At 76.3% G+C, this 24980-nt stretch carries 24 protein-coding genes; 11 read left to right on the top strand and 13 right to left on the bottom strand.

Annotated elements, in window-relative coordinates:
• Nucleotides 1-63: 63 nt before the first annotated feature.
• Both AC0GKK_RS03060 and AC0GKK_RS03055 read right to left on the bottom strand, forming a co-directional pair.
• Nucleotides 64-1557, bottom strand: coding sequence for a CoA-acylating methylmalonate-semialdehyde dehydrogenase (locus AC0GKK_RS03060; RefSeq protein WP_476654868.1), 1494 nt, complete (start codon nucleotides 1555-1557; stop codon nucleotides 64-66).
• Nucleotides 1558-1604: 47 nt separating this feature from the next.
• On the bottom strand, nucleotides 1605-2087 hold the full coding sequence (locus AC0GKK_RS03055) for an Lrp/AsnC family transcriptional regulator (protein WP_100877935.1): 483 nt from the start codon (nucleotides 2085-2087) through the stop codon (nucleotides 1605-1607).
• Nucleotides 2088-2168: 81 nt separating this feature from the next.
• Between AC0GKK_RS03055 and AC0GKK_RS03050 the strand changes: the two genes are divergently transcribed.
• Both AC0GKK_RS03050 and AC0GKK_RS03045 read left to right on the top strand, forming a co-directional pair.
• Entirely contained in the window at nucleotides 2169-2789 is a 621-nt protein-coding gene (locus tag AC0GKK_RS03050; protein ID WP_489883110.1) for a LysE family translocator, read from the top strand.
• A gap of 30 nt (nucleotides 2790-2819) precedes the next feature.
• Nucleotides 2820-3383, top strand: coding sequence for a hypothetical protein (locus tag AC0GKK_RS03045; RefSeq protein WP_208823552.1), 564 nt, complete (start codon nucleotides 2820-2822; stop codon nucleotides 3381-3383).
• Between the two features lie 283 nt (nucleotides 3384-3666).
• On the opposite strand, the gene AC0GKK_RS03040 is transcribed toward AC0GKK_RS03045, so the two are convergent.
• The 4 genes from AC0GKK_RS03040 to AC0GKK_RS03025 all read right to left on the bottom strand — a co-directional run bounded on the left by AC0GKK_RS03040 (nucleotide 3667) and on the right by AC0GKK_RS03025 (nucleotide 7631).
• Nucleotides 3667-4467, bottom strand: coding sequence for a glycosyltransferase family 2 protein (locus AC0GKK_RS03040; RefSeq protein ID WP_489883109.1), 801 nt, complete (start codon nucleotides 4465-4467; stop codon nucleotides 3667-3669).
• The gene (locus AC0GKK_RS03035) at nucleotides 4464-5525 is read right to left on the bottom strand and encodes a glycosyltransferase (RefSeq protein WP_489883108.1); all 1062 of its coding nucleotides are present in this window, start codon (nucleotides 5523-5525) and stop codon (nucleotides 4464-4466) included. The genes AC0GKK_RS03040 and AC0GKK_RS03035 overlap by 4 nt, the downstream gene beginning before the upstream one ends.
• Nucleotides 5522-6583 (bottom strand): glycosyltransferase, encoded by a 1062-nt coding sequence (locus tag AC0GKK_RS03030; protein ID WP_489883107.1) that lies wholly within the window; start codon nucleotides 6581-6583, stop codon nucleotides 5522-5524. Before AC0GKK_RS03030 ends, AC0GKK_RS03035 begins: the two co-directional genes overlap by 4 nt.
• A 145-nt stretch (nucleotides 6584-6728) precedes the next feature.
• Nucleotides 6729-7631, bottom strand: a complete 903-nt coding sequence (locus AC0GKK_RS03025; protein ID WP_489883106.1) for a WcbI family polysaccharide biosynthesis putative acetyltransferase — start codon at nucleotides 7629-7631, stop codon at nucleotides 6729-6731.
• A gap of 75 nt (nucleotides 7632-7706) precedes the next feature.
• On the opposite strand from AC0GKK_RS03025, the gene AC0GKK_RS03020 reads away from it, so the two are divergent.
• Genes AC0GKK_RS03020 through AC0GKK_RS03005 form a run of 4 tightly spaced genes read left to right on the top strand, consistent with a single transcriptional unit; the run spans nucleotide 7707 to nucleotide 11898 of the window.
• A complete protein-coding gene (locus tag AC0GKK_RS03020) occupies nucleotides 7707-8720 on the top strand; it encodes a glycosyltransferase family protein (protein WP_346108207.1) in 1014 nt (337 codons plus the stop codon).
• Nucleotides 8717-9676: a hypothetical protein gene (locus tag AC0GKK_RS03015; RefSeq protein ID WP_482637373.1), complete on the top strand. Its 960-nt coding sequence runs from the start codon at nucleotides 8717-8719 to the stop codon at nucleotides 9674-9676. The genes AC0GKK_RS03020 and AC0GKK_RS03015 overlap by 4 nt, the downstream gene beginning before the upstream one ends.
• Nucleotides 9673-10926 carry a glycosyltransferase family 2 protein gene (locus AC0GKK_RS03010; protein WP_489883105.1) on the top strand — a complete coding sequence of 418 codons (1254 nt, stop codon included), beginning with the start codon at nucleotides 9673-9675 and terminating at the stop codon, nucleotides 10924-10926. The genes AC0GKK_RS03015 and AC0GKK_RS03010 overlap by 4 nt, the downstream gene beginning before the upstream one ends.
• Nucleotides 10927-10971: 45 nt before the next feature.
• Nucleotides 10972-11898 carry a hypothetical protein gene (locus AC0GKK_RS03005; protein WP_489883104.1) on the top strand — a complete coding sequence of 309 codons (927 nt, stop codon included), beginning with the start codon at nucleotides 10972-10974 and terminating at the stop codon, nucleotides 11896-11898.
• A gap of 69 nt (nucleotides 11899-11967) precedes the next feature.
• On the opposite strand, the gene AC0GKK_RS03000 is transcribed toward AC0GKK_RS03005, so the two are convergent.
• From AC0GKK_RS03000 to AC0GKK_RS02985, 4 genes are all read right to left on the bottom strand, one after another.
• Nucleotides 11968-13185: a hypothetical protein gene (locus AC0GKK_RS03000; protein WP_405417359.1), complete on the bottom strand. Its 1218-nt coding sequence runs from the start codon at nucleotides 13183-13185 to the stop codon at nucleotides 11968-11970.
• A gap of 170 nt (nucleotides 13186-13355) precedes the next feature.
• A complete protein-coding gene (locus AC0GKK_RS02995) occupies nucleotides 13356-14330 on the bottom strand; it encodes a heme-dependent oxidative N-demethylase subunit alpha family protein (RefSeq protein WP_489883103.1) in 975 nt (324 codons plus the stop codon).
• Complete coding sequence (locus AC0GKK_RS02990; protein WP_489883102.1) at nucleotides 14327-15265, bottom strand: PDR/VanB family oxidoreductase; 939 nt, start codon at nucleotides 15263-15265, stop codon at nucleotides 14327-14329. Before AC0GKK_RS02990 ends, AC0GKK_RS02995 begins: the two co-directional genes overlap by 4 nt.
• On the bottom strand, nucleotides 15262-15798 hold the full coding sequence (locus AC0GKK_RS02985; protein WP_476654600.1) for a dimethylamine monooxygenase subunit DmmA family protein: 537 nt from the start codon (nucleotides 15796-15798) through the stop codon (nucleotides 15262-15264). Before AC0GKK_RS02985 ends, AC0GKK_RS02990 begins: the two co-directional genes overlap by 4 nt.
• Before the next feature lie 157 nt (nucleotides 15799-15955).
• On the opposite strand from AC0GKK_RS02985, the gene AC0GKK_RS02980 reads away from it, so the two are divergent.
• The 3 genes from AC0GKK_RS02980 (at nucleotide 15956) to AC0GKK_RS02970 (ending at nucleotide 19030) form a co-directional block, all read left to right on the top strand.
• Nucleotides 15956-16834 (top strand): hypothetical protein, encoded by an 879-nt coding sequence (locus tag AC0GKK_RS02980; RefSeq protein ID WP_489883101.1) that lies wholly within the window; start codon nucleotides 15956-15958, stop codon nucleotides 16832-16834.
• Between the two features lie 55 nt (nucleotides 16835-16889).
• The gene (locus AC0GKK_RS02975; protein WP_251782841.1) at nucleotides 16890-17552 is read left to right on the top strand and encodes an SDR family NAD(P)-dependent oxidoreductase; all 663 of its coding nucleotides are present in this window, start codon (nucleotides 16890-16892) and stop codon (nucleotides 17550-17552) included.
• A gap of 101 nt (nucleotides 17553-17653) precedes the next feature.
• Nucleotides 17654-19030: an AI-2E family transporter gene (locus AC0GKK_RS02970; RefSeq protein ID WP_489883100.1), complete on the top strand. Its 1377-nt coding sequence runs from the start codon at nucleotides 17654-17656 to the stop codon at nucleotides 19028-19030.
• Here AC0GKK_RS02970 and AC0GKK_RS02965 read toward each other — a convergent pair.
• Together AC0GKK_RS02965 and AC0GKK_RS02960 are read right to left on the bottom strand one after the other, a co-directional pair.
• Nucleotides 19015-21558 (bottom strand): HAD-IC family P-type ATPase, encoded by a 2544-nt coding sequence (locus AC0GKK_RS02965; protein ID WP_489883099.1) that lies wholly within the window; start codon nucleotides 21556-21558, stop codon nucleotides 19015-19017. The genes AC0GKK_RS02970 and AC0GKK_RS02965 overlap by 16 nt on opposite strands.
• Before the next feature lie 82 nt (nucleotides 21559-21640).
• Nucleotides 21641-22813, bottom strand: coding sequence for an acyl-CoA dehydrogenase family protein (locus tag AC0GKK_RS02960; RefSeq protein ID WP_489883098.1), 1173 nt, complete (start codon nucleotides 22811-22813; stop codon nucleotides 21641-21643).
• A 125-nt stretch (nucleotides 22814-22938) separates the two neighbouring features.
• On the opposite strand from AC0GKK_RS02960, the gene msrA reads away from it, so the two are divergent.
• The gene (gene msrA, locus AC0GKK_RS02955) at nucleotides 22939-23451 is read left to right on the top strand and encodes a peptide-methionine (S)-S-oxide reductase MsrA (protein ID WP_482637381.1); all 513 of its coding nucleotides are present in this window, start codon (nucleotides 22939-22941) and stop codon (nucleotides 23449-23451) included.
• Nucleotides 23452-23620: 169 nt separating this feature from the next.
• Nucleotides 23621-24235: a DUF4234 domain-containing protein gene (locus AC0GKK_RS02950; protein WP_405417347.1), complete on the top strand. Its 615-nt coding sequence runs from the start codon at nucleotides 23621-23623 to the stop codon at nucleotides 24233-24235.
• Nucleotides 24236-24258: 23 nt separating this feature from the next.
• Here AC0GKK_RS02950 and AC0GKK_RS02945 read toward each other — a convergent pair whose 3' ends face one another.
• Nucleotides 24259-24831 carry a L,D-transpeptidase gene (locus AC0GKK_RS02945; RefSeq protein ID WP_405417346.1) on the bottom strand — a complete coding sequence of 191 codons (573 nt, stop codon included), beginning with the start codon at nucleotides 24829-24831 and terminating at the stop codon, nucleotides 24259-24261.
• Between the last annotated feature and the right edge of the window lie 149 nt (nucleotides 24832-24980).

Below are 24980 nucleotides of genomic sequence, written 5' to 3'. Positions count from 1 at the left end.
CCGAGCGGTGTCCGGTGCGCCGGTGCCGGGCGGCGCCGTCGGGGTGGCCGCCCGGCGGCCGGCTCAGCCGTTGCGCGGGAAGCCGAGGTTCACGCCCGCGTGGCTCGGGTCGAGCCAGCGGGTGGTGACGACTTTGCCCCGGGTGAAGAAGTGCACGCCCTCGGTGCCGTGCGCGTGGGTGTCGCCGAACAGCGAGTTCTTCCAGCCGCCGAAGCTGTAGTAGGCCATCGGCACGGGCACCGGCACGTTGATGCCGATCATGCCGACCTCGACCTCGTTCTGGAAGCGGCGGGCGGCGCCGCCGTCGTTGGTGAAGATCGCGGTTCCGTTGCCGTAGGGGTTGGCGTTGATCAGCTCCACGGCGCGCGCGTAGGTCTCGACGCGCACCACCGACAGCACCGGGCCGAAGATCTCGTCGGTGTAGACGGTCATGTCGGTGCCGACGTGGTCGAGCAGGGTCGGGCCGACGAAGAAGCCGGACCCGTCGGCGTCGAACTCGCCCTGCCTGCCGTCGACGACGACGACGGCGCCCTCGGACTCGCCGGCGTCGATGTAGCCCGACACCCGCTCCTGGGCGGCGCGCGTGACCAGCGGGCCCATGTCGCAGGAGCGGCGGCCGTCGCCGGTGCGCAGGGCGCGGGCCCGGTCGGCGATCTTCGAGACCAGGGTGTCGGCGATGTCGCCGACGGCCACGAGCGCGGACACGGCCATGCAGCGCTCGCCCGCGGAGCCGAACCCGGCGTTGACCGCCTGGTCCGCGGCGAGGTCGAGGTCGGCGTCGGGCAGCACGACCATGTGGTTCTTCGCCCCGCCGAGCGCCTGGACGCGCTTGCCGTGTGCGGTGCCGGTCTCGTAGACGTGGCGGGCGATCGGGGTGGAGCCGACGAAGCTGATGGACTTGACGTCCGGGCTGGTCAGGAGCGCGTCGACGGCGGTCCTGTCGCCGTTGAGGACGTTGAACACGCCGTCGGGCAGGCCGGCCTCGGACCACAGCTCGGCGATCCAGAGCGCGGCGGAGGGCACCTTCTCCGAGGGCTTGAGCACCACGGTGTTGCCGGTGGCGATCGCGACCGGGAAGAACCACATCGGGACCATCGCCGGGAAGTTGAACGGGCTGATGATCCCGACGACGCCCAGCGGCTGGCGGACCGAGTGCACGTCGACGCCGGTGGAGGCGTTCTCGGTCGCCGAGCCCTTGAGCAGGTGCGGCATCCCGCAGGCGAACTCGACGACCTCCTGGCCGCGCGCGACCTCGCCCGCGGCGTCGGAGAGCACCTTGCCGTGCTCGGCGGTGATCAGCGCGGCCAGCTCCGGTGCGCGGGCGTCGAGCAGCTCGCGGAAGCGGAACAGGATCTGGGTGCGCCTGGCGAGCGAGGTGTCGCGCCAGGCCGGGAACGCGGCCTTCGCGGCGGCGATCACCGCGGCGGCCTCGTCGGCGCTCGCGAGGGGCAGGTGCGCGGTGACCTCGCCGGTGGCGGGGTCGGTGACCTCGGACGTCCGCCCGGAGGTGCCCTCGACCCGCGCTCCCGCGACCCAGTGGTGGAGCGTCTTCTGCATCGTGCTCGTCATGATCGGCCCTTCTCAGCTGGTCGGGCGCCAGCGTCTCACCCGGCCCGGCCGGGGGCGAGCCCGTGCTCCAGCGGCAGCCCCCGGTCGGCGACGACGTCCTTCATGACCAGCGTCGAGGACAGCCGCTGCACCCCGGGCAGGGTGGTGAGGCGCTCGTCGTAGAGCCGCTGGAACGCGGGCAGGTCCCGGGTGATGATCCGCAGCAGGTAGTCCGGGTCGCCGAACAGCCGCTGGGCGGCGACGACCTGCTCGATGTCCTCGACGGCCGACTCGAACGCCTGCACCGTGTCCTGCACGGCTTCGTGCATGGTCACGAACACCAGGGCGTCGAAGCCCAGGCCGAGCCGGTGCGCGTCGAGGTGGGCGCGGTAGCCCGCGATCGCCCCGGAGGACTCCAGGGCACGCAGCCTGCGGTGGCACGGCGACACCGACAGCCGCACCCGTTCGGCCAGCTCGGTGACGGTCAGACGGCCGTCGGCCTGCAGCTCGGCAAGAATCTTCCGGTCGATCGCGTCCACGGAGAGAATTCTTGCACCATCCGGGGCGTGCGGTGGAATCATCGGGAACACCTGTCGGCGCATCCTGCCTAGCGTCGGGGTATGCCGATCGGAAGCGTGCTGGGGTTCTCCGGCCTGTCGTTGCTGCTGGTCCTCACACCCGGTGCGGACTGGGCGTACATGATCCGCGCGGGGCTGCGCGGGCGGACGGTGCTGCCGTCGCTGGCGGGTCTGCTCAGCGGGCACCTGGCGCTCGCCGCGCTCGTCGCGGCGGGGATCGCGGCGGTCGTCGCGCGCCGGCCGGAGGTCCTCACCGTGCTCACCGCCGTCGGTGCCGCGTACCTGCTGGTGCTCGGCGCGACGACGCTGCTCCGCCCGGCCGGCCCCGCCGCCGCGGCCGTGGACCGCGGCGGGTCCGGGCTCGGCGACCTGGTCCGCGGCGCCGGGGTCAGCGGGCTCAACCCGAAGGCGTTGCTGCTGTTCCTGGCGCTGCTGCCGCAGTTCACCGACCCGGCCGCCGCGGTCCCCGTCGGCGGGCAGATCCTCCTGCTCGGCCTCGTGCACGTGCTGGGCTGCGCCCTCGTCTACACCGGCGTGAGCGTCGGCGCCCGCACCGTCCTGGCCGCGCGGCCCGCCGCGGCGCGCGTCGTGTCCCGGGTCGCGGGCGCCGCGATGGTGACCCTCGGCGCCGTCCTGCTGGTGTCTCAGCTCATTACGGTGTAATCCTGTAATCATCGATGCAGGAGGTGCGCGATGACAGGACGAGGACGCGGACGGGGCGGCTGGCAGCAGGCCGACCTCCCCCCGGCCGACGACGCCGCGGCGTGGTTCACCGGACGGCTGCCCGACGGGTGGTTCACCGGCGCGCCGGAGGTGACGGTCGACCGGGACGAGATCGTCGTGGTGGGGGAGCTGCCCTCGCCGGGCGGCGACCACCCCGACACCGATGCGGGGCGTGCGGACGCCGCGGCCGCCGAGACCGGGCGGATCTCGCGGTTCCGCGAGGAGACCCGGGACCGGCGGATCGAGATCGCCCGCGAGGCCGAGAGCCGCTACCGGCGCAAGGTCGCCTGGGGCGCGCGGATCGGCGGGACGCGCGAGCTGTTCACGACGATCTCGGTGCCGGTGATGACCCGGCTGCGCCAGCCCGAGCGGGCGGTGCTCGACACCCTCGTCGACGCCGGCGTGGCCCGGTCCCGGTCGGACGCGCTGGCCTGGTCGGTGCGGCTGGTCGGCCGGCACGCCGACGAGTGGCTGACCGAGCTGCGCGAGGCGATGGGACGGGTGGAGGAGCTGCGCTCCCGGGGCCCGGAGTGACCCCGCGCTGAGACGGTCGGCCGCTGCCGCTCGCCCGGACGTCGCGGCGGCTGCGGCCGTCCGTCGCAGCTGCGGGGCCGCCCGTCCCCTCGATCCGTCCCGTCGCGTGTGGGGGCGGTGCCGGCGGGACACGTCCCGGTCATGTCGATCCTCGCGTGCGCACACCGGGCCCTGACCCGCCGTGCGCGGCCGGGCCGGGCGTCGGACCTGTGCTACTCGTGCATGCGCCCGGTGCAGTTCTGCGCCTGCCCGCCCCGCACCGCCCGCTGAGACCCGGCCGGTCTCACCCGACCCGCAGCACGTCACGCCGCGGGTCGAACTCCACTGCGCCCGTCGCGTGCAGCTCACGCAGCCAGCCCGCCATGGGCCACCACCCCCAGCGGTCGTGGAACAGCCGGGCGTTGCCGACGATCTCGGCGATCCGGGCCGGGTCGGTCCGGGCCGGCGGATGGTGCTGGTGGTACGCGTGCGCCCCGCCCACCCACACCAGGTCCAGCCCGCAGGAGAGCGCGAAGTCGGTGTCCTCGCCGCCGTAGCCGGCGTAGTCCTCGCAGAACCCGCCGCCGGCCCGCCACGCGTCGGCGGTGACGGCGAACGACAGCGACCAGAACAGCTCCCGGCGCGGCTCGGCGACCAGCGCCCCGTCGGCCGGCGCCGGGCGCGCCGGGTGCGGGTCGGTGTGGTGGTGCAGGTCCCGCTCCGGCAGCACCCCCGCCGGCAGGTAGGTGACCGGCCCGCACAGCAGTGCGTCCGGGCGTCGTGCCGCGGCGCGGAGGTAGCCGTCGACCAGGCCGTCCCCGGGCAGGCAGTCGACGTCGAGGAACACCAGCAGCGTCGCCCCGCCGGCGAGCGCGGCGCCCGCCCCGGCGTTGCGCGCCGCCGCCAGCGGCAACGGCCCCGGCGCGGGCACGGTGAGCACCCGGGTCGGCGGGCCCGCACCGTCGGTGGCGGGCTCCGCACCCATCCCGACGACGACGTGGGTCACCTGCGGTCCCGCGGCGAGCACCCGGCGCTGGCGGGCGAGGTGGCCGGCGCGGCCGCGGACCACGGTGACCACGGCGACCCGCGCTCCGGGCGCGCTCACCCGGCGATCCCGTCGAGCACCGCGGCCGCGCGTTCCGCGGCCCGCCCGTCGGACCAGCGCGACCAGCCCGCCCCGCCGCGGGACACCGCCTCGTCGAGCACCCCGGGCCAGTCGGCCGGTGCGGGCCAGCGGTCGCGGACCGTGGCGAGCCCGGCCGCCCGCAGCACCGCGCCGGTGGCGACCTGCTCGCCGTAGGGACGCTCGGCCGGGACGATGACAGCGGCGCGGCGGGCGGCGGCGATCTCGGCGACGACGTTCTGCCCGGCGTGCCCGACGACGACGTCGGCGTCCTGCAGCTCGGCCCACACCTCGCCCGTCCACCCGGCGCAGGCGAGGTTCGGCGGGGCGTCGCGCAGCGCGCCGGTCAGGCCGCCGGCGACCCGCCAGGTCCAGTCCGGGGTGGCGGACGCCGCGGCGGCGAGTGCGGCCGGGTCGGCGCCGCCGTCGCCGCTGCCGGTCAGGACCAGCACCCGGCGACGGCCCGGACGCGGGCGGGCGGTGCGGTCGTCGTAGCGGGACAGGCCGCCCAGGTGCACCGTCCGGCCGGTCAGCTCCGGGCGCCACGGCCGCGGCGGATCGGCGGGCCACGGCGCGAGCAGGACCTCCGCCAGGTCGTAGACGGTGCGGTGCGCCCGGTCGAGCCGTTCCCCGGGCTGCGCGACGACGGCGACCGGCACCCCGTGCAGCCGGGCCAGCAGCGCGATCTCCACCGACACGTCGGCGACGAGCAGCCGGGCCGGGCCCGCGGCGAGCAGCGCCGAGACCGCGGCGGTCCGGGCGCGCAGACCGTCGTGGTGGCGGGGCACCCAGTGCAGCGTCCCGCCCGCGGTCACGTCGGCCGTGTCGCCGTCGCCGGCGTCGCCGTCGCCGGTGTCGAGGGGCAGCTCGTGCCAGGCGCCGGGCCAGCCGTGCGGGGCGGGCCGGGACCCGACCCCGACGACCGGGGTACGGCAGTGCGCGGCGATCGCGGCGGCGCGGTGGGCGTGCCCGCTGCCGTGGTGGTGCACGTAGTAGACGATCGTGCCGGCGGTGGCGCCCGGGCCGGTGCCGCCGGTCATGCCGCGGCCAGGGCCCGGTAGAGGCGCTCGTAGCCGTCGATCATGACCTCGGCCGAGCAGGTCGCCTCGGCGTGCCGGCGGGCGTCGGTGCGCGAGAGCAGCGACGCCGCGCGGATCGCCTCGGCCAGCCCCTCGACGTCGCCGGGCTCGGCCAGCACCCCGCTGAGCGGATCGACGATCTCGGGCAGCGCACCCCGGGCGAACCCGGCGATCGGGGTGCCGCACGCCAGCGCCTCGGCGACGACCAGGCCGTAGGGCTCGTCCCAGCACGGCGACACCACGGCGACGGTCGCGTCCCCGACCAGGCGGGCCAGCGCCCGGTGGTCGAGGTGGCCGAGGTAGTCGACGCCGTCACCGAGCAGCGGGGCGACGCAGGAGTCGAAGAACGCCCGGTCCGGGCACGGCCCGGCCAGGCGCAGCCCGGTCCCGGCCAGCCGCGCCGCCCGGATCGCCTCCACCGGGCCCTTCTCCGGGACGACGCGGCCCGACCACACCGGGACCCCACCGCCCGGCCCGTACTCCCAGGCCGTGGTGTCGACCCCGTTGCGGACCACCGTCGCGCGGGCACCGGTCGGCGCCCAGGCGCGCGCGGTGTGCGCGCTGACCGCGGCGAACCGCAGCCGCTGCGGGTCGCCGAGCCGCACCGCGGACTCCATCCACGGCGTCGGCGGGGTGTGCAGCGTGGTCAGGACGGGCGCGTCGAGGGTGTCGGCCAGCGCCAGCGGCAGGTAGTGCAGGGAGTTGTTGTGCACCACGTCGTAGCGGCCGCGTTCGCGCGAGAGCGCCAGCAGCAGCTCCAGGTAGGAGTGGTGCTCGGCGAGGAACCACTCCGGCGGCATGCCGACGTCGCTGCGGGCGGCACCCGAGATTTGGGGCAGCACCGCCATCTCCCGCACCCGCAGTCCGGGGTCGGAACCGGGCGCGCCGAAGACGGTCACGTCGTGACCGCGGCGTCGCAGCCGGGACGCGAGCCCGGCGGTGTGCGCCTCGAGCCCTCCCGGGAACGGTTCACGGATCGGGTAGCGGGCGGAGGCGATGAGCGCGATCCGGGCGGTCACCGGTGGAAGGCGGGCGGGGTCATGGGTCGACACGCTCCGAGGCTCGTAGGGCGGAACCGTGCGAGCTGGCGGCTGAACCCGGACGTTCCACCGATCATGCGGTGCCCCGGGCCCCCCCACAACTCGACCTTGGGCCCCGGCCCGGCTACAGCCCCAGCAGCTCCAGCGTGTCGGCGTGCCGGGCCAGCCCGGCGTCCACCCATTCGGGGTGCGTGGCGTACCAGGCCCGTTGCGCGGCGGCGACCTCGTCCTCGCCGATCGCCCGGTCGGCGACGCACCAGTGCGGGCGCGGCGGCGTGTCCAGCCCGAGGGCGTCGACGACGTCGGCGCGCAGCGGGGACCGGATCCCGCCGAGCAGGGTGCGTCCGGGGTCACACACGACGCCCGGCATCCCGGCGGCGTCGAGGATCCGCCCGGCGAGCAGCATCAGCACCCCGTTGCCGGGGTGGTTGAGGGTGTGCGCGGCCGCCGCCCCGAACCCGGCGATCGCGTCGGACACCCCCGCGTCGGTGTCCCGGGCCTCCCGCCGGGCGAGCTCGGCGACCCCGCGGCGGCCCACCTCGCGCAACGCCTCCGGCGTCGGCGGCGGCCCCGGCGCGCGTCCCGCGGCGGCCGCGAGGGCCCGCAGGTCGTGGTAGGGCACCCCCGGCGGGACGGCGGCCGGGTCGGCCGCGTGGCGCACGATCGCCGACCACGGGTGCAGCGCGGGATGGCGGATCACCGGCCAGCGCACGACGACCGCCCCCGGCGCCAGCCCGGCGGCGACCTGGGCGGCGCCCAGGGGGAGGTCGCGGTAGTCGTCGCGGACCGGCTGGGACGCCAGCAGCCGGGTCCGGGACAGCAGCCGGCGCAGGTGGGGCAGGTCGTCGGCGGTGAGCTCGTGCACCGGCGGGATGCGCACGGGGGTGACCGGCAGGCCGTCGACGCCGGCGAGCAGCACCCGGACCGACTCGGCCTGGCAGTTGCCCCACACCAGGGCGAGCGGTCCCGGCGGCGGGGCCTCGAGGCCGTAGAGGACGCCGTAGTGGCGGCGGCGCGGATCGGTCACCCGGTCATCGTGACCCGTGCGGTTGATCCGCGCCCGGACGGGCATCCCGGGGGACCCGAGGAGAGGAGCCGTCGCGTGCGCGTGGCGTCCGTGCCCACCGCCCATCCCTACGTGGCGTCGCTGCACCACCCCGAGGTGGTCCGGCTCCCGGACCCGCCGGTCCCGGGTGCCCGTCCGGGGGTGTGGTGGCCCTCGCCGTGGCTCGACGCCGACCATCTGCGCGCGCACGCCGCGGACGTCGACCTGCTGCACGTGCACTTCGGCTTCGACGACCGCACCCCCGACCAGCTCCGCGCACTCGTCGCGGCACTGGGGGAGACGGGTGTCCCGCTGGTGCTGACCGTGCACGACCTGCGCAACCCGCACCACGCCGACCCCGCGCCGCACGCCGCGGCCCTCGACGTGCTGGTACCGGCCGCCGCCGGGCTCGTCACGCTGACCCCGGGGGCCGCCGCGCGGATCCGGGAACGCTGGGGGCGCGAGGCGCTGGTGCTGGGGCACCCGGCCGTCGTCGGGCCGGAGTGGCTGCGCCGTCCCCGGCCCCGCCGCGCCGACGGGTTCGTCGTCGGTCTGCACGCCAAGAGCCACCGCACCAACGCCGACCCGGTCGGGGTGGCCCGCGCGCTCGCCGCGACCGCCCCGCCCGACGTCCGGCTGCGGGTCGACGCGCACGACGACGCGCGTGGCCGCGCCGTGGCGCACGCGCTGCGTGACGAGCCCCGCCTCGAGCTGCGGGTGCACCCCCCGTTCGACGACGACGCCCTCCACACCTATCTCCAGGAGCTCGACGTGTCGGTGCTCCCGTACCGGTGGGGGACCCATTCCGGCTGGCTGGAGGCCTGTCACGACCTCGGCACGACCGCGCTGGTGCCCGACGTCGGACACTTCCGGGAGCAGGCGCCCTGCCTGACCTACACCCTCACCGACGACGGCCCCGACCGCGCCTCGCTCGGCGCCGCCGTCGCACTGGCGCACCGGACCCGTCCGGCCTGGCGGGCCGACCCCGGCGACCGGGAACGGCGCCGCGCCGAGGTCGCCGACGCCCACGCCCGCGAGTACCGCCGCGTCCTGGCCGGGGTGGCGCGGTGACCGTCACCGTGCGGGTCGTCGCGCCCGGGGCGTCCGGGCACGGCGTGGTCCGGCACGCCGCCGCCGTCGCCGCCGCGGTGGTCGCCGACGGTGTGGTCCCGGTCGGTTCCGGCCAGGCCGACCTCACCCACGCCCAGTTCACCGACGCGCTGTGGGGTGCCGGGGTCGCCGCGGCCGCCGACGCCTTCGTCGAGCAGGTGGAGGTCCTGCCACGGCCGCTCGTCGTGACCCTGCACGACCTGCCCGGCGCCGACCCCGACCCGGCCCGTGACGTCCGCCGGTCCGCCGGCTACCGGCGCGTGGTCGCCGTCGCCGACGCGGTCGTCGTGTCCGCGGGGCACGAGGCCGACAAGGCCCGCGCGCTCGGCGCGGCCGACCCGGTGACCGTGGCGCTGCCGCTGCCGGTCGTCGTTCCCGCCGAGCAGGCCCCGGGCTGGGCGGGGCGCCCCACGCTCGGCGTGCTCGGGTTCGTCTACCCCGGCAAGGGGCACGAGGCCGTGATCGACGCGGCGGCGGCGCACCCGGACCGGCCCGCGGTCGTCGCCGCGGGGGCGGTGTCCGACGGGCACGACGAGCTCGCCCGGTCCCTCGCCGGGTACGCCCGGTCCCGCGGGGTGGACTGGATCCTCACCGGACACCTGGAGCCGGCGGCGCTCGCCGCGGCCGCGGCGGCGGTCACCGTCCCGGTCGCGCCGAGCCGCACCGTCAGTGCCAGTGGCTCGCTGCTGGCGTGGCTGGCCCACGGCCGCTACCCGCTGGCCGCGGCCGGTGCCTACGCCCTCGAGGTCGACGCCGCGGCCCCGGGCGCGGTGGCGCTCTACGACGACGACACCCGCCGCGACGCCCTCGTCGCCGACGCCCTGACACGGCCCGGCGCGACCCGCGGCCCGGTCCCGGACTGGCCGGACGCCGGGGCCGGGCACGCCGCCCTCTACCGGAGGATGGTCGCCCGGTGAGCGTGCCGGGGAACCGCTGGGACCTGCTCGCGCCGCACATCGGGCCGCCGCCGTCGGTGGGGGTGGTGGTGTGCCACTACCGGCAGCCCGCACAGCTGGCCCGCACCGTCGCCGCGCTGCAGACGCAGACCCGACCGCCGGTGTCGGTGGTCGTCGCCGACGACGGGTCCCCGGAGCCGCCCGACCCGGCCGCGCTCGCGGGGCCGGTCCCGGTGCGGGTGGTGACCCAGGACGACCGCGGGTTCCGCGCCGCCGCGGCGCGCAACCGCGGCGCCGCGCAGGTCGAGGGTGACGTCCTGGTGTTCCTCGACGCCGACACCGTCCCCGGGCCCGGCTTCGTCGCGGCGCTCACCGCGCGGATCGCGGCCTGCCCGGACGTGCTCGCCGTCGGGCGTCGCCGGCACGCGGACCTGTCCGGCACCGCCCCCGGCGACGACCCGGCCGCCGCGCCGCAGCTGCCCGACCCGGCCTGGCTCGCCGACGGCTACCGCCGCACCCGCGACCTGCTCGACGCGTCGGGCACGGACTGGCAGCTGGTCATCAGCGCCGTGCTCGCCCTGCACCGCAGCCTGTTCGACGACCTCGGCGGCTTCGACGAGCGCTACGTCGGCTACGGCGGCGAGGACTGGGACCTGGCCTACCGGGCCTGGAACAACGGTGCGCTGCTCGTCCACGAACCGGCCGCGGTGGCCTGGCACGACGGCCCCGACTGGGGCGGCCGCCCGGAGGACCACGACGCCGTCGGCGGTGGCAAGGACGGCGAGCGCATCCGGATCGCCGCGCTCGTCCCCGACCCCGGCGTGCGCGGCGCACCGCTGCCCGGCGCGGTTCCGGACGTGCTCGCCACCGTCGACGGGGACGCGCACGGGTGGGAGCTGGTGGAGATCGTCGACGCGGTGCTGAACCAGACCCATCGCGACGTCCGGGTCCGGCTGCCCGGCGGCGACCCGCGGCTCGACGAGCTCTACCGCGGCGTCGCCGACACCGGCCCGTGGAGCCCCGACCGGCTGCGCCGCGCCCGGGCCCGGCTGCACGTCCACGCGGCGCTCCCGCCCGACGCGCTGGCCCGCGCCATGGACCTGCTCACCGGCCACGACCTCGGCCGCGTCGGGATCGCCGGTCCGGACGGGCGGACCCTGGCCGTACTCGTCTCCACCCGGGCGGCGGGCCGGGCCCGGCGCGGGCGGGTCGACGACGCCGTCGCCCAGCACCGGGAGGGCGTCGCGACCCTGCTCGCCGGGATGCCGTAGCCCTACGGAGGCCCGACCGCCCCGGATGGCCCTAGCCTCGCCGGCATGACCGCACCCGCTGCCTCCCCGGTCCGCGGGGCCCGCCGCGCGATGATCGTCGCGGTGGTCGCCTCGCTGCTCGTCGCCTCGCTCTGCGGGATCGTCGCCCTGCTCGGCGGTGGCTTCGGTGACCTGCAGGCCCGGATCGTCGCGACCACCCTGATCGTCGCCGCGTTCGGCACCTCGGCGCTCTGCCACCTCGCCGTCGTCACCCGCGCCGTACGGGCCCTCGGGTTCGCCGGACTGGCGGCGAGCGTCGTCGCCGCGGGAGCCGCGCTGTGGCTGGTCTGGGGCGGCGACGGGCTCCTCGAGGGCGACGGCGACGGCTCGGTGCTGAAGAGCCTGCTGGTGGCGACGATCGTCGCGATCAGCCTGGCACACGCGAACCTGCTCCTCCTGCTCGCCGAGCGGCGCCGCACCGTGATCCGTGCGGGCCTCGGGCTGACGCTGGCCGCGATCGCCGTCGTCGCGACGATGCTGGCGCTGCCGGTGATCACCGACGGCGAGGTCGGCGACAGCGAGTGGTACTGGCGCTGGTTCGGCGTCGCGGGGATCGTCGACGCGCTCGGCACCATCGCCCTGCCGGTGCTGGCCCTGGTCCTGCGCGGCCGGGGGCACGAGCCCGCCGCCACCGGGACCCGGCCCGCGTCCGACGGGAACACGGCCACGCGGGCCGCGGCCCACGGCACCGCGTCGGCCGGTGCGCGGGCCGACGCGGCGGAGCCGGCGGCACCCACGGCCGCGGTGACGGGTTCCGACGGCGCCGGGGGCGACGACGTCGGCAGCCCGAGCACGACGTCGGACGCGGCGCCGGTCCGGATCGTGCTCGACCTGCCCGCGGACCTGGTCGCCCGGCTCGACGCCGCCGCGGACGGGCAGGCGCGGGACGCCGCGGCGCTGCGCGTCCTGCGGAACGCCCTCGTCCAGGGCTGACCCGCCGGATCCACGCCGGTTCCGGGTGCACCGCACCGCACTGCGGCCCCGGCGCGTCGCCGGTGGGGGTCAGGCCGGGGTGTCCCTGCCGCGGTGACCGTCGTCGGCCCGGTCCAGCCGCGCCCGCCGCTCCTGCTCCCGGCGGCTGTACGCGGCCTGGCGGACCGCGCCGTCGTCGGCGAACCCGGAACCCAGTGCCCCGGCGACCGTCCCCATGGACGTCGACAGCCAGGCGATCATGATCCAGTCGTCCGGACCGGACTCGCGCATCAGGGTCGAGGCGAGGTAGTCCGGCGGGATGACGAGGACCGCCGCGACCAGGGCCAGGACGAACAGCAGCGCGAACATCACCAGCACCCCGCACCCCACGGTGATCACCGTCGAGAGGTTCGACAGCAGCATCTCCTCGCGCAGCGAGCGGTGTCGCCGCGACTCCCACAGCCGGTTGTCGAGGATCAGCCACGCGGTCATCCCGACCAGGGCGATCAGCATGACCGTCACCTGCCGGGCGGTCCCGAGCGCGGTCGCCAGCTCCCAGATGTTGGAGTAGAAGATCCCGAACGCCGCCCCGGCCGCTGCCGCGGCGATGGCGGGGGACAGGCTCGGCACCAGCCGCCACGGACGGTTCGCGCGGACCATCCCGGCCAGCAGCCGGACCCGCCCGCGGAGCCCGGTCAGCGCGAGGCGGACGTCGATGTCGTCCTCCACCCCGCCGCTGCCGGCATCGGAGTCGTCCGCGCGCACCCGATCGCGGTCGCGGTCCTGGTCGCGGTCCTGGTGGCGGTGGTCGCCGTCGGTTCCGGCGCGGGTCCCCGGGTCGATCCGGGTCAGTGCCCCCGCATGACCGGCGTCCGGCGCTCCGCTCCCCTCGGCGCCCGCGCGGTCGGGGGGCACCAGGTGCCCGGTCACGAGACGGACCACCGTGTCGCGGCACCGCCGGTACTGGTTGATCGCGCCCAGCGCGGGCAGCGACACCAGGCCCACCCGGTGCCCGGTCCCGCCGTCGGCGACGACCGGGTCCGCCCCGGATCGGCGCGGCAGGTCGGTGAGCAGCACGACGGCGTCGGCGCCGTCCCGCTCGCGCACCCGGTCGCCGATGTCGAGGGCGGGCAGCGCGCCGCGCTCGTCCAGGACGATCGGCTCGTCGGCGAGGCGGACCTCCCAGCGGGCGTCGTCGTGCTCCTCGAGCGCGGCGGGCAGGTCGCGGACGAGCCGGTGGGCGAGCTCGGTCGGCAGCCCGGGGTCGGCGACGAGGTCGAGCACGGTGGTACGGGTCGCGTCGGTCACGGCGCGCGAGGCTAGTTGCTGTCGGTCGCGGTCGGGTGGTGGGCGGTCGGGCGGTGCGGTCTCCCGCTCGAACGTGTGCTCGTACCGGTGCGGACGAGGGGCCCGGCTGCCCGGGGCGGGTCGGGAGGGGGACGGGGCTGTGGGGCCGCCACCGCCACCGATGGTGCCGGTCAGGACCCGGCGCGCAACCACCCCGCGGCGATCGAGGCCAGCGGCTCCAGCTCCTTGTACTCCGCGACCTCCGGGGGCAGCGTCTCCAGGACCGACGCGAGGCGCTCGCGCCAGGCCGGTACCCGCGCGACCTCGTCGAGCGGCAGCAGGCGGACATCGATCAGGAACAGCACCGCGCCGGTCAGCGGCAGCCGCACCAGGTGCTGCACCTCGGTGCGCAGGTGGATCTGCCGGCCGGGGTCGGTGAGGTCGAGCCGGGCCCGGGCGGGCTGCCACAGCGGGGCGGCGTCGAGGGACAGGTCACGGCGGTCGTCGGGCTGCAGCCCCCAGTTCAGACGGCGGTAGGCCTCGCCGGGGTGCAGGTGCAGCAGGAAGCGTTCGGCGCGCTCGAACACCCCGCCGGGACCGTTGCCGGGGACCGGGCCGTGCAGCTCCCGGAAGCTCATGCCGGCGTCGAACCCGAGCGACCAGACCGAGGCGAACGCGACGGCACCGGCGTCGAGCCACAGCGCGTCGTCGCGGGCGCCGAGCACCACCACGTCCTCCGCGACGAGCCGGGACACCCAGCGCAACGGGTGCTCGGGCAGGGTGGCGTCGTCGCCGAACACGAACTCCTGGTCGGTGCCGGTGGCCGCGTCACGGAACCGCCAAACGCCCGTTCCGCCGGTCCGGCCGGGGGTGCGGGTCAGGGTGCAGGTGCCGGGCTGCTCGGCGGCGAGGCGCCCGAGCAGGTACAGGCAGGCGTCCCAGCAGGACGCGCGGGCGTGCGGCGCGGCGACCAAGCGCGCGGGTCCACGGTCCAGGAGCGACGCGCGCTGGGCGGCGACGGCGGGACGGTCCGGGCCGTCGTGCACGATCCGCGCGCCCCAGGAGCCGGCCTCGGTACGGCGCTCCACCCCGGCCGGCTCGACGTTCGCGCTGATCCGGTAGGTCGGGTGCGGCAGCGGGAACGGGTAGTCGTCGACGCCGGTCACAGGTCCAGCTCCAGTGCCGTCCCGGCGGCGCGGGACACGCAGAGCGCCATCCGGTCGGCGCGCTCGTCGGCGGTCAGGACCGTGTCGCGGTGCTCCACCCGACCGTCGACGACGGGTGTCACGCACTCGCCGCAGACCCCGCGCCGGCACATCGCGGGCGCGGCGACCCCGGCGCGGTGCACGGCGTCGAGCAGGGTCTCGCGGGCACCGACCTCGACCGTGCGACCGCTGCGGCGCAGCACCGCACGGAACGGGGTACCGGGCCCGGGTTCGGCGACGAACGCCTCGGCGTGGATGCGGGCGTCGACCCAGTGCGCGGCGCGGGCGGTCCGCGCGGCCGCGGCGATCAGACCGGGCGGGCCGCAGGTGTGGACGTGGCTGCCGAACGGCGCAGTGGTCAGCAGCCGCTCCAGCGCGGCGTGGGCCTCGACGCGGCCGGTGGCCTCCACCAGCCGGTCCCCGCAGAGCGCGCGCAGCTCGTCGCGGTGTGGCGCGGGACCGGGGCGGTGGACGGTGAGCACCGTGAACGGGTTCCCCCAGAACGCGTGCCAGCGGGCGTGGGACAGGATCGGGGTCACCCCGATCCCGCCCGCGACGAGCAGGTGGTGGCGTGCGGTGTCGACCGGCGGGAACGAGGTGCGCGGCGTCGTCGCCACGACCGCATCGCCCGGGGCGAGACCGTGCGCCCACACCGAGCCGCCGCGGGAGTCCGGGCGTCGCGCGACCGAGACGTGCCAGCGGTCGGGTGCGGGGGACGGCGCGGTCAGCGAGTAGGAGTTCCAGCGGCCGGGCGCCCACTCGACGCCGATGTGGCCGCCGGGCGGGGCCGCGGGCAGCGGCCCGGTCCCCGGTGCGGCGGCGAGCTCCAGGGAACGGACGCCGGGCGCGGCGTCGGTGACCGCGGCGACCCGCAGGTGCACGGCGGGCCGGTTCACGGCGCCCGCTCCGGGGTGGGCGCGCCGAGGAACGCCGCGAGCCGGCGCGAGTGGTGTCCGGCGACGTGCAGCACGAGCCGGCAGCCGGGGCAGGCCACGGCGTCCCCGACGTCGGCGTGCACGACGACGCGGTGGTGGCAGTGTCCGCAGTGCACCGTCCGGTCCCGGGTGGAGTCGGTGATGTCGGTCGGGACCAGGACGAGCTCCGCGTCGAGGGCGCCCCGGTGCAGCGCCGCGGCGCGCACGGCCTGCACGACGGTCTCGGGGCCGGTGACCAGGATCCGGGTGCCGGTGACCAGCGTCGCGAGCTCCCGGTCCAGCAGGCCCGCCGGGTCCCCGCCGGTGGGCAGCCGGACCAGGCGGTCGGCGGGCCCGAGGTCGGGATCCGGCGCGGACCCGGCGACGACGACCAGGTGCGGCGCGTCGCCGCGGCCGGCCGGGCCGGCGTAGCGCGGCACCGTGGTCCGGCCCGGTGCGACGTGCGCGGACGGGGCGGCCGCGCCGGTGCGCAGCGGACGGACGGGATCGGCCATGACGGACGCGATGCTACGAGTGTCGGGTGAACGGTGGACGGCGCCCAGCGCATGCGCGGGTCGCCATTTCTGGTGACACTGTCGGGGAGTCGGTGACGATCTCGGCGCCGGCGCGATGCACTGCGTGAAGCGCCCGCACGCCGGAGAGGGGGACGTCATGGACGGCACGTCGTACCGCCCGCGGCACGCCCTGCGTGAGACCCCGCCCACGATCGCCGTCCCGGCGCAGCGGGGCGCCCCGCGGGGCGAGGCCGTGACCCGGCCGGAGGTCGACGGCCACCGCCACGTCGCACCGCAGCCGGAGGTGTCCGCCCACCGGATCGCCGTCCCGCAGCCCCGCCCGGCGCCGCCGACCACCGCGCCGCGGCACGGCACCGCGCCCCGGTGGGCGGCCGTCCCCGCACCCCGCGACGGAGCGGACCCCGCGCCGCCCGCCCCGGCCCCGGAGCGGCCCTGGTTCACCCCGGCCCCGGTCGTCGTCGAGCCCGCCGCCGGGCCCGGCGCCGACGGGACGCTGCCCGGCTTCCCGGCCACGCTGCTGCCGCGCCGCCGTCGTCCGCTCGCGGTCGGCGCGGGCCTGGCCGCCGGGATCGCCGGGATGCTCGTCGTGTTCGCGGTGGTCGTCGGCGCCGCGGGTGCGGCGGGCCGCGGGATCGACGACGCCGCCACCGCGACGGCCGCGGTCGGCGACTGGCGCGCCGCGGGTGGTCAGGTGCACGTCACCGCGATCACCGAGGCCCTGCGCGACATCGCGCGCGCCGGGTCCGGCGGCGGGACCGTCGCGCTGGCCGAGGCCTGCCGCGACCTGCGCGACGAGGTCGCCTCCGCGCAGGCGTACCCGGCGATCCCGGACGCCGTCGCCCAGGTGTACTGGCGTGACGGGCTCGCCGCGGGCGCCGACGCCGCCCGGCACTGCATCGCGGGCGCCTCCCTCGGTGACCCCGGGCTGCTCGGCGACGCCGCCCAGGAGCTCAACGGGATGAGCACGCAGCTGGGCGCCGTCGCGGACCGGCTCACCCTGCTGTCGGGCGGCTGACCCCGCGGGCACCGCGGACCGTGCGCATCCACCCCACGACCCGCATGATCACGCCATGACCACCATCGCGATCGTCGGTGCCGGACCGGGACTCGGCGCGGCGACGGCCCGGCGCTTCGGGCACGAGGGGTTCGACGTCGCCCTGATCGGACGGCGCCGCGACCGCGCCGAGGCGCTGGCCGCCGGACTGGCCGACGACGGCGTCGCCGCGCACCCCTTCACCGCCGACGCCCGTGACCCCGCCGCCCTCGCCGCGACGCTGGAGCGGGTCGCGGAGACCGTCGGCCCGGTCGAGGTGCTGCAGTACAGCCCCGCACCGCAGAAGGACTTCCTGCGGCCGCTGCTCGAGACCACCCCGGCCGACCTCGTCGGACCGGTCGAGATGTCGGTGTACGGCCCGGTCGCGGCCGTGCACCAGGTGCTGCCCGGGATGCGCGCGCTGGGCCGCGGCACGGTGCTGTTCGTCAACGGCGGCAGCGGGGCGCGGCCGTCGTCGCGGGTGGCGGGCACCTCCATCGCCTTCGCCGGGCTCGGCGCGTTCGCGGCGATGCTGCACGACGAGCTCGCCGGCGACGGCGTGCACGTCGCCCAGCTGATCGTCCCCGGCGCGATCGAGCCCGGGCACCCCCGCAAGGATCCCGCCGCGCTCGCCGCGACCCTGTGGGCGCTGCACCGCGACCGGCCCGCCGGATTCCGCCATCTCGCCGACGACCTCTGAGCGCTCCCCGACGGGTGTGGTGTGGGCGTTGCGGCGGGCACCGGGGCTCCTGCGCCGCTAGGGTTCCCGCCGCAGGTCGACCGGTACGAACGGAGTGGGTCATGGATTCGGGGTCGCAACCGGCCGCGCGCGCCGAGAACCGTGGGGCGCGGCGGGACCCGGCGGGGGGCGGGCTGCTGAGCCCGTCGCCGACGGCCCCGGCCGCCAGCCGCGGCACCGTCATCGGCAACGGGCTCACCTGGCTGGCGGCGTGGAGCCTGCGGGTCGCGCTGATCGCCGTCGGACTGGTGATCGTCGGCTACGTCATCGGCATGCTGTGGGTCGTCGCCTGGCCCGTCGTGCTCGCGATCCTGCTGGCCACCGTCCTGCGTCCGCCCGCGGCGCTGCTCATCAGGTGGCGGGTCCCGGCCGCGGCGGCCTCGGCGATCGTGCTGCTCGTCGGCATCGCCGCGGTGACCGGGCTGTTCGTGAGCATCGCGCCGTCGATCGCCGGGCAGACCCAGCAGATCACCTCCGGGGTGATCGCGGCGCTCGGGCAGATCCAGCAGTGGGTGTCCGGGCCGCCGCTCAACCTCGGCGACAGCCAGATCGGTGACATCGTCGACCAGGTCACCCGGCAGCTGCAGCAGAGCGCCACCGCCATCGCCGGCGGCGTCCTGACCGGGGTGTCCACCCTGGCGTCCGGGCTGATCTCGCTGGTGCTGGCGCTGGTGCTGACGTTCTTCTTCGTGAAGGACGGGCCCCGGTTCCTGCCGTGGCTGACCTCGATCACCGGGCGCAGCGCGGGCGGGCACATCGCCGAGGTACTGCGCCGGATGTGGGACGTCCTCGGCGGCTTCATCCGCGTCCAGGCCCTGGTGAGCCTCATCGACGCCGTGTTCATCGGCATCGGCCTGGTGCTGCTGGGCATCCCGCTGGCGCTGCCGCTCGCCGTGCTGACCTTCATCGGCGGGTTCATCCCGATCGTCGGTGCGGTCGTCGCGGGCTCGCTGGCCGTGCTCATCGCGCTGGTCACGCAGGGCTTCGGCACCGCGGTCGCGGTGGCGGTGCTGGTCGTGGCGGTGCAGCAGATCGAGGGCAACGTGCTGCAGCCCTTCCTGCAGGGACAGAGCCTCAAGCTGCACGGTGCCGTCGTGCTGCTGGCGGTGACGGCGGGCGGGTCGCTCGCCGGGATCGCCGGTGCGTTCCTCGCGGTGCCGGTCGCGGCCGTCGTCGCGGTCCTGCTGCGCTACCTCGGTGAGCAGATCGACCTGCGGGACCGCCGGTTCGCCGGTGTGGACGACGTCGCCGCGGGCACCCCCGTCACCGCCGCCAACGGCACGGCCCCGGCCTCCGCCGCACGCGGCACCGAGACCGGCACCGGCACGACGACCGGGACCGGGACCGGGACCGGGACCGCCACCGGGGACGGGAGCGAGACCGTCGGGGGCGACGGCGTGCCCGCCCCACCGGACTCCGCCCGTCAGGACGGCGGCTGACCGACCCGCCCGGGCAGCCGGTCGGTCCCCAGCATCCGGTCCATCAGCCGGAACCGCAGCACCACCCACATCAGGGCGAACCAGCAGACCAGGACCGGCAGCACCACCAGGAACACCGGCCGCGCCGCGCCGGTGAGCCCGAAGTACGACGACAGCGCCGGGGTCCCGACCACGCCCGCGAACACCACGGTCAGGCCCAGCACCAGCCAGGCCGGGCGACGGTCGGACACCGGCGCCGTCCACGCGGCGAGGAACCGGTGCGGCGGCAGCAGGAACAGGATCAGCACGAACGACGCCGGCCCCACGAACGTCGACAGCCCGGTCTGGGCGCCGAGCGTCGCGGCCGCACCGGCGAAGTCGGCGTCGGTGCCGTAGGTCAGCCCGGTGTAGCTCTGGAACTGCTCGATCACCTGCGCCGGGGTCCGTCCGCTGGTGAAGCCCGCCAGGATGCCCTGGTAGAGCACCGTGTAGACGACCGTCCCCGCCGCCGCGGTCACCACCGACGCCGGCACCACGAAGCGGGCGAGGTTGCCCAGCAGGTCCGGGTCCGGCTCGGACGGCGTCGCCCACAGCGTCAGGAACAGCGTGGGCACGCCCACGGTCAGCAGCGTCAGCCCGACCTGGGTGGGGGAGTAGGGGAACCCGAGCCCGAGCATGGTCACGGCCATGATCACCAGGCCCTGGGTGGCGACCCGGGTGAGGAACACGTACATCGACACGGCGATGCCGTCGATGATCCGGCGGCCCTCGGTGCGCGCCGGCAGCAGCGCGGCGAACGAGTCGTCGACGAGCACGATGTCGGCCACGTCGCGGGTCACCGCCGAGCCGCTGCGCATCGCGACGCCGACGTGGGCCCGCTTGAGGGCACGCGCGTCGTTCACCCCGTCACCGAGCATCGCGACGTGCGCACCGCCCCGGCGCAGGCTCGCGACGACCCGCTCCTTCTGCTCCGGGGTGACCCGCCCGAACACCGTGGTCCGGGCGACGAGCGCGTCGAGCGCGGCCCGGCCCCCGGCGGAGTCGTCGAGCTCCTCGATCTCGGACCCGGCGACCGCCTCACCCACGTCGAGCCCGGCCTTCGCCGCGAGGGCGGCGACGGTGCGCGGGTCGTCGCCCGAGAGCACCTTCACCGCGACCCCGTCCGCGGCGAACCGCTCCAGGGCGTCGGCGACGCCGGGGCGCAGCTCGTCGGACAGCACCACCAGCGCCACCGGCTCCAGGCCGGGCAGGGCGGGACGGCCGTCGTCGTCGCGCAGCCCGGCGCCCGCCCGCGCGGCCCGGGCCAGCAGCAGTACCCGCAACCCGGCTGCGGCGCGGGCCTCCACCCGGTCGGCGACGGCGTCCGGGTCACCCAGATGCGGCGCGAGCGCGTCCGGGGCGCCGAGCACGAACGCCTCCCCGCCGGTGGTGACCTGCCCGGACCAGCGCAGCGACGAGGTGAACGCGACCTCGTCGCGCAGCTCCCACGGCGTGCCGGGCAGTGCCGCGGCGAGCGCGGCTGAGGTGAGGTTCGGGTCGGCCACCGTCGCCGCGAACCGCGCGAGCACCGGCCCCGGGTCGGTCCCGTCGAGCGGGTCGAGCCCGTCCAGGCGCAGCGCGCCGGTGGTCAGGGTGCCGGTCTTGTCGGTGCAGACGACGTCGACGTGGGTGACCGCCTCCACCGCGTTGACCTGCTGCACCAGCGCGCCGCGCCCGGCCAGCCGGGCCGCGCCGCGGGTGTAGGCGACGGCGATCAGGAAGAACAGGCCGTAGGGGACCAGCCCGGACAGCACCGCGGTGATCTGCACGACCCGCAGCAGCGAGAACCCCTCCAGGAACGCCTGGGCCAGGATCGCGCCGCTCATCAGCACGACCAGCACCATGGTCAGCCGGACGACGAAGTCGATGCGCCGCTGCAGCGGTGTCGCCTCGGTGGTGTCCGCGCGGGCCTGCAGCGTCAGCCGGCCGGCGTAGCTGTCGGCGCCGACGGCGGTCGCGCGCTGGCGGGCGGTGCCGGCGACGCAGTGGCTGCCCGAGCGCAGCAGGTCGCCGGGGGTCCTGACGACCGGGTCGGACTCGCCGGTGAGCAGCGACTCGTCGGCCTCGGCCCGCCCGGTCAGCACCGGCCCGTCGACGACGACCTGCTCGCCCGCCCGCACCACCAGCACGTCCCCGGCGACGACGTCGGCGGCCGGCACCCGCTGCTCGGAACCGTCCCGCACGACGGTGACCTCCGCGGCGTCGAGCAGCTGCAGCCGGTCCAGCTTCCGCTTGGCCCGCATCTCCTGCACCGCCCCGACGACAGCGTTGACCAGGCCGAGCCCGACGCTGGTCAGGGCGTCGCCGTAGCGGCCCAGCACCAGCAGGACCAGGCCGATCGCGAACAGGATCGTGTTGTAGGAGGAGAAGACGTTGGTGCGCAGGATCCGCCCGTAGCCGCGCGTCCCCGCGGTCACCGGCGCGTTCGTCCGGCCCGCCCGGCGCGCCGCGGCGACCTGCGCCGCACTCAGCCCCTGGTCGGCCGCCGCCTCCACGATCCCGGCCGCCACGCCGTCCCCTCCCCGCCGTCGGTCCCGTGCGTGGCGATCATGGCAGGCCCCGATGTGTGCCGACTGTGCGTGGGCTGAGGGCTCACCACCGTTCCAGGCCCCCGCGCTTGACGAGCTGGGCGGCGATCACGTTGCGCTGGATCTCGTTGGTGCCCTCCCCGACGATCATCAGTGGGGCGTCGCGGAAGTACCGCTCGACGTCGAACTCGGTCGAGTAGCCGTAGCCGCCGTGGATGCGCACCGCGTCGAGGGCGACCTCCATGGCGGTCTCGGAGGCGAACAGCTTCGCCATGCCCGCCTCCATGTCGCACCGCTGCCCGGACTCGTACCGCCGGGAGGCGTGCAGGATCAGGGTCCGTGCGGCGGTGATCTTCGTGGCCATGTCGGCGAGGTGGTTGCCGACCGACTGGTGCTGCCAGATCGGCTTGCCGAACGACTCGCGTTCCCGGGCGTAGGCCAGGGAGTCGGCCAGCGCGGCGTCGGCGACGCCGAGTGCGCGCGCGGCGACCTGGATCCGGCCGGTCTCCAGGCCCTTCATCATCTGGGCGAAGCCGCGGCCCTCGGTACCGCCGAGGACCGCGTCGGCGGGCACCCGCATGTCGTCGAAGGACAGCTCGCAGGACTCGACGCCCTTGTACCCGAGCTTGGGCAGGTCACGGGAGACGGTGAGCCCGGGTCCGTGCTCGACCAGCAGCACCGAGATGCCGCGGTGCTTCGGCTCGGCAGCCGGGTCGGTCTTGCACAGCAGCGCGATCAGTCCCGAGCGCCGCGAGTTGGTGATCCAGGTCTTGGACCCGTTGATCACGTAGTGGTCGCCGTCGCGGCGGGCGTGGGTGGTCATGGCCTGCAGGTCCGAGCCGCCGCCGGGCTCGGTCAGGGCCATCGTCGCGCGCAGCTCACCGGTCGCCATCCGCGACAGGTACCGGTCCTGCTGCTCGCGGGTGCCGAAGGCGACCAGCAGCTTCGCGACGACGGTGTGCCCGCCCATCGCGCCGGCCAGGCTCATCCAGCCACGGGCCAGCTCGGCGGTGACCAGGGCGTAGCAGGGCATCGACACCGGGGCCTCGCCCCACGGCTCGGGGACGGCGAGCCCGAAGATCCCGAGTTGCTTCATCTGCTCGATGAGCTTCTCGGGATAGGTGTTCGCGTGCTCCAGTTCCCGCACCACCGGGCGGACGTCCCGGTCGACGAAGTCGCGCACCGTCTCCACGACGGCCTGTTCCTCGGTGGTCAGTTCCTCCGCGCCCGCTCCCATGTGTGTGAGCATCGGTCATCGGCGGGGCCGGCGCGAGACCGGGAGACCCGTCGTGCGCGACGGAACATCGGCGGTGCCCGCACCGTTGTAGCCGTCGAGACCCGACACAGGGAGGTTCAAGCCTGATGACCGAGACCGCGATCCTCGCCGGTGGGTGCTTCTGGGGTGTCCAGGAGCTGCTCCGCGAGCGCCCGGGCGTCGTGTCCACCCGGGTCGGCTACTCCGGCGACCCGAACACCCCGAACGCGACCTACCGGCGCCACGGCGACCACGCCGAGGCCGTCGAGATCGTCTTCGACCCGGAGCGGATCTCCTACCGCGAGATCCTGGAGTTCTTCTTCCAGATCCACGACCCGTCGACGAAGGACCGGCAGGGCAACGACATCGGCCGCAGCTACCGCTCCGCGATCTTCTACACGAACGAGGAGCAGAAGGCGGTCGCCCTGGACACCATCGCCGACGTCGACGCGTCCGGCCTCTGGCCGGGCCGCGCGAGCACCGACGTCGAGCCGGCCGGTGACTTCTGGGAGGCCGAGCCGGAGCACCAGGACTACCTGCAGAAGTTCCCGTACGGCTACACCTGCCACTTCCCGCGCCCGAACTGGGTGCTGCCGCGGCGGGCGGCCAGCACGAGCTGACCCACCACCGCACCCACCCCATCCGGACCGGCCCGCGACCTGACGTCGCGGGCCGGTCCGGCGTGGTCTGCGCCGGACGGGGCTGACGACCGGCTCGCGGACGGCGAGGTCGCCGGGGACGGACGCGGGTCGCCCGCGTCGCTCCTCCGCACAGATCGGATCCCCGCCGATGACCCAGCCCCCTCACCCGTCGGACCCGCACCGGCTCCACCCCGCCGGTCCGCAGCCGGTCGGACCCCCGCCCGCCGGTGACGCCGGGTACGGCGCACCCGCCGGGTACGGAGCTCCGGGGCCGCAGGCCCACCCGGCGCCCGGTCCCCACAGCGGCCCGGGCACGGGACTCGACCCGTGGCACCCCGGCGAGCTCGCGGCGCCGCCGCACGCCCCGGTCGGGCTGGCGATGAAGCGCCGCAACCCGGTCGCGGTGTGGCTCGGTCTGCCGCTGATCACCCTCGGCATCTACGGGCTCGTCTGGTACTACAGGATCCACCGCGAGATGGCGGAGTTCGACCCGCGCCGCCAGGTGCCCGTCGCCGGGCCGCTGCTGGTGCTGCTGTTCCTGGGCTGGACGGTCGTGGCGCCGCTCGTGTCGTTCTACAACACGGGGCAGCGGATCGCCGACAGCCAGCGCTCCGCGGGCCTGCCCGTCACCTGCAGCCCGGTCGTCGGACTGCTGCTGTGCTTCGTGTTCGGCCTGCAGACCCTCTACTACCAGATCGAGCTGAACCGGGTGGTCGACGCCTACCGGGCGCCCGAGGGCACCCGGATCGTCCTGCCGGGCTGACCCGCGGACCGGGTCGGTGCGGCTCAGGCCCGGCCGTGGGCCTCCGCGCGGTGCCTGCGTTCCACCGACCCGTTCACGACCTGCACCTTGTCCCCGACCTGCAGGGTGTCGAAGAACCGCTGCGCGTCGCGGGCGCCGAGCTTGACGCAGCCCGCCGACTCGCGGCTGAGGTCGCCGCCGTGGAAGGCGATCCCGCCGTCGGCGAAGAACACCGACCACGGCATCCGCGCCGGGCGGCCGTCCGGGCCGGGGAACTCGCCGCTGCGGTGGTCGGCCTCCTTGCGGTACACCCGGAACGAGTGCCCGACCGGGGTGGCCTTCCCCTCGCCCCCGGTGGTGACCCGGAACGGTCCGCCGGTGACCTTCCCGTCGCGGACGAGCCACGCCTGCCGCGTCTCCAGGTCCACGCACGCCCGCACCGACGCCGCGCACGGTGTCCCGGGGACGGCGGGCTCGGCGTGGGCCTGCGCGGCGACCCGGCTCTGCTCCGGGTCGGCGGTGGCGATCGCGGTGCCACCCAGCCCCACCCCGGCCACGAGCACGAGCCCGGTCACCAGAACGCCACGACGGCGACGGAGCCGCTCGGTCCGGGACATGCCCACCTCCACGTCACAGATCACCCACCCGGGTGACATCGGGGCAGACGCCCGTCGGAGTGCCGCGGTTGCCCGGGCGCGCCCCGCGGCGGCGAATGGGCTGCGGTGCACGGCGAACGGGTGGGTGGCGGGCCCGGCGGCGGATCGTT

This window comes from Pseudonocardia sp. P-1, from assembly GCF_058111925.1.
This window is presented reverse-complemented; position numbering and strand designations above follow the sequence as displayed.